The 4200-nt window shown below is 70.9% G+C and carries 3 protein-coding genes; 2 read left to right on the forward strand and 1 reads right to left on the reverse strand.

Annotated elements, in window-relative coordinates:
- The first annotated feature begins 328 nt into the window (after positions 1–328).
- Positions 329–802, forward strand: coding sequence for a hypothetical protein (locus FNQ90_RS14445; protein WP_182606760.1), 474 nt, complete (start codon positions 329–331; stop codon positions 800–802).
- A gap of 392 nt (positions 803–1194) precedes the next feature.
- Entirely contained in the window at positions 1195–2994 is a 1800-nt protein-coding gene (locus FNQ90_RS14450) for an eCIS core domain-containing protein (protein WP_323379963.1), read from the forward strand.
- Positions 2995–3166: 172 nt separating this feature from the next.
- On the opposite strand, the gene FNQ90_RS14455 is transcribed toward FNQ90_RS14450, so the two are convergent.
- Positions 3167–4200: ATP-binding protein (locus FNQ90_RS14455; RefSeq protein ID WP_228471184.1), on the reverse strand; the 1034-nt coding region annotated here is incomplete at its 5' end.

The raw sequence follows: 4200 nt of genomic DNA on the forward strand, positions 1-4200 counted from the left end.
CCCCCGCGGCCCTCCCCCAAGCCTGGCAGCCGATCACCCGTACCGTCCACGGAATGTCTTCGTACGCCTACTTTCCGTACTCGGTCGGGTGGTTCGGGGTGCCTTCGCCGACCGGCACTCTCATCGCAGTGCTCCGGCGGGTTCCTTCGCGGCTTCCCGAGCAGCCGGCACGTGTTGTCACGGAGGCAGCGGAGAGTGGGCACCGGACGGTGCGGGGAGGTCGCTTCTTCCGTACGGGGAGCACAGCGAGGGCCCGTGGCAGGCGAGCTCTCGGAAACCCGGATGCCGCCGGGGCGTGGCGCTCGTGGGCTCCGGGCGAGGGGGTTCGATGGAGATCACGGTGCAGTGGGTCAGGACGTCTTGGACCAAGCGGTCCCGGGGCGGGGAGGCCGCCGCCCGCAGGAATGCCGTCCCGGTCGGCTTCGTGTTGCCCCGGCTGCCTCCCGGAGTCGCCCATGTCGTCCGGATGTCCGAGGACGACGGGTTCGAGCCGCGCTCGGAGCAGAAGGAACTCCGCGAGATCGGTGTCCGCCTTCGGGAGGAGGGCGACCGACTCCGGGTGTTCCCCCGGGTGGAGCCGTTGTTCGGGTTGCCGCCCCGGCCGCGCAGGCCACCGGCTGTTCGGTTGCTTCCCGGCCAGTGGGTTCGGTGGCAGTTGAACCACCGCTTCAGCAGCATGGCGGGAATACGGGACTGGTCATACCGGCTCGACACCTTCAACGTCGCTTACGGGCCCGTTGACGGGGAGGTCTTCCTCTCGGAACCCGGGATGGTCGTCGATGAGCGCGGTCCGGTTCGGTAGAGCGGGGAAGCGGAGCGGTCGGCCGGGGAGGCGCCGCCGTGGAGAAGCCCGGAGCAGCCGGGGTGTCCGGCGAAGCCCGCCTTCCGACATCGGCCCCCTCCCTCGGCCCGGGCGACGGTGCCGGCACGTCGACTGCTCCAAGATGTGGGCACGAGCCCCGGATATCCGGCCGGGGCCGGTGTCACTCCGTCGTGGCGCGGCTCTCCCCGCCCCGGCAGGGGGCGTCCACACACCACCGGTCCATGGGCCCGAAGAGCGCTGCCGCCACCCGGGGGCACGGCCAACTGCCCTTGTCTCCACCAAGTTCGCCCCCGGGGACCTTCCCCCGGGCACGGCTTCGGTTTTCCATGGGTTTCCATGGCACATCAACCGCTCTTCGTCAGGTGACCCCCGTGAACAAGCGCGACCAGGAGAACGCCGGATGGGCACAGCGGCCATCGAGGCCGACGTCCCGCCGCACCAGTGACCCCGGGGGCGCTCCCTCGGGGGGCCCGATCGCCACCCAACTCCTCGCGTTGCAGCGCTCGGCGGGCAACCGGGCCGTCGCGCGCGCGGTCGAGGAGGCGCGGCACGAGCACGGCCCCGACTGCGGTCACGAGAACCCGGTGGAGTCGGTGCAGCGCTCGACCGTGCACGAGGTGCTGCGCTCGCCGGGAGCTCCGGTGGATCCGCCCCTGCGGTCCCTGATGGAGGCCGAACTGCAAGCCGACTTCGGTAACGTGCGGATCCATACCGATCCGGTGGCCCAGCGGTCGGCGGTGGAGATGGGTGCCCACGCGTACACCTCGGGCAACCATGTGGTCGTCGGCCCGAGGGGAGCCGACCTGCCGACCCTGGCGCACGAGTTCGCCCATGTGAAGCAGCAGCAGGAGGGGGAGGTGTCGGGCACCGACAACGGGGAAGGGCTGCGGATTTCCCACCCCGACGACCCGTACGAGCGGGAAGCCACGGCCATCGAGCAGCGGGTGAGGGCAGGTGGCATGTCCGTACAGCGCCTCGCCGCACCCCCCGGCACACCGGGGGGCGGGGTGCCCTCGTCGGCTCCCTCGGATTCCGTCCCGGTTCAACGGAGCCCGTCCTACGGGGACGAGATGGACTGGGATGGTCCCCAGATCATCGATGTCGAACCCGACTGGGCCTCCCAAGTCGCCTACTCGGAAAGAGAAGCTCCCTCCTACTCGGGCGGAGGAGGGTACTCCTACGCGGGAGCAGGACCCTCCTATCAGGCCTATCAGGGGGGACAGGAGGAGATGGAGATGGACCCGGATACTCCGCAGATCATCGATGTCGGGCCCGGCTCCTCCTCCCGGGCTCCGCACCGGCGAGGAGGGAGTTCGAGGGATCCTCGGATCATCGACGCGCGTCCGGGCGGTGGCTCGTCCTCCAGGCGGCCGTCAACACTCATGGGCATGGCGGCACGTCCTCGCGGAGTCAGGAAACCGGATCCGCCATCGGGACAGCCCGTAGTGGGCCAACTGCTCGGTATCGCCGAGAGGGTCATGAGGGGCGTGAAGGGCCGGATCAAGTACGGTGCGGCCAACCAGGTGAGGAGCGCCGCCGCCACCGGCGGCGGCCTGGGCCACATGCTGGCCAGCGTTCGCGATCCCGACCTTCGCCGGCCGGTCAGCGATTTCCGCGAAAGCCTGGGCCAGAGCGCGGCTGCCGCCGAGGCCGTGGGCGTGGGGAACTGCGGTGAGCACGCGGCGATGGCGTTTTGCCTGCTCAACAGGGAGACCCTGCCCCCGGGCGTTTCGATCTGGCATGCCAGTCTGTCGATCGACCATGCTTTCGTCGCCGTGGGGTATCCCGACAGGCCGGCGGAAATCGTGGTGCTGGACGCCTGGCAGAACAATGCCGTCCCCGTCCTGGCCAAGGACTTCCGCTTCCCGTTCCTCGTGAACGGCAAGGTCACCTCCGAAGCGGCTCGCTTCAAGCCCGATGGCAAGGACTACTTGCGCATCGGCCGGGATACCATCGACATGGATATCCTGACGGAGACCATGGACACCACCGGCCCTCCGATCGATCCGGGTGAATTCGCGGGTCAGTCGCACATGTGGGACCACGAGATGCCCACCGCGCCGGACTACGACTCCTACCGGCGGCCCCGACACTCATCCCGTCGCGAGCACAGGTCCTCCGGTTCCCGCCGGTCCGCCCTGGAGGATTTCCTCACCGGGCGCCGCAGATAGCCGCCAACGCGGTGGGGAGGCGGATTCCGACGCCCGTCGTCGTGCCGTCCCGCCCCCCACCGGGGCGAACGAGGGTGTGCGCCGTTCGGCGTTTCCGCCTCCCCGAGGAGAGCCCATGTCCCGGGGAGGCTTTCGTCGTGGGGCTCCGGGGGAGCCTTCCGGGGCACCGGGGTCACATGGCGGTGTCGCCGATGACGAGGCGGCCGGCCTTGCGGTACTCGCGGCGCGCCCCGGTGAGCAGGTCGTCGGTGGTGACGGGGGTGCCGCGGCCGGCCGCCGCGTAGGCGGCGGTCATGACGGCGCTGCGGATGGCGCCGCCGGAGAGTTCGAAGCCGCGGGCGCAGGGGGTGGGGTCGAGGTCGTCGGCGCACGGGACGTGGACCAGGCTGTGCCGCCACAGCGCGAGCCGTTGTTCCTCGTCGGGGAAGGGGAAGTGGACGACGAGGTCGAGGCGGCGGGTGAAGGCGTCGTCGATGTTGGACCGCAGGTTGGTGGTGAGCAGCGCGATGCCGTTGAAGGCCTCCAGGCGCTGGAGGAGGTAGGCGCTCTCCAGGTTGGCGTAGCGGTCGTGGGAGTCCTTGACCTCCGAGCGCTTGCCGAAGACGGCGTCGGCCTCGTCGAAGAGGAGGACGGCGTCGGTGCGGTCCGCCTCGGTGAAGACGCGTTCGAGGTTCTTCTCGGTCTCGCCGACGTACTTGTCGACCACGGACGACAGTTGGATGACGTACAGGTCGAGGCCGAGGTCGGCGGCGACGACCTCGGCGGAGAGCGTCTTGCCGGTGCCGGAGTCGCCGGCGAACATGGCCAGGACGCCGCGTCCGCGTCCGCCGCCGGCGCTGAGCCGCCAGTCGCCGAGGACCTGTTCTCGGTGGCGGGCGCGGCGGGCGAGTTCGTGGAGGTGCTCGCGGGTGTCCTCGGGGAGGACGAGGTCGTCCCAGCCGACGGCCGGGGTGATGCGGCGGGCGTGTCGTTCGAGGCCGGAGGCGGATTGTCCGCGCGCCGCCCGGCGGATGTGGTCGGCGGTGGGCGGGGTGCCGTCGAGGGCGGCGAACCGCAGGGCGGAGCGGGCGGCCCGGTGGACGCGGTCGCCGGTCAGCCGGTAGGGGGCGACGGTGGCGGCGAGGTCGAAGCCGGGGTCCTCCCCGGTCTCCAGGCCGAGGGCGTCCGCCCACAGCCGGGTCCGGTTCGACCGGGGCGCTTGGGGGG

The sequence above is a fragment of the Streptomyces alkaliphilus genome (assembly GCF_014141535.1).
Classification (GTDB): Bacteria; Actinomycetota; Actinomycetes; order Streptomycetales; family Streptomycetaceae; genus Streptomyces; species Streptomyces alkaliphilus.

Excerpts from the sequence above, each read along its gene's own strand:
- FNQ90_RS14445 (WP_182606760.1), top strand. The coding sequence starts at position 329 with ATGGAGATCACGGTGCAGTGGGTCAGGACGTCTTGGACCAAGCGGTCC.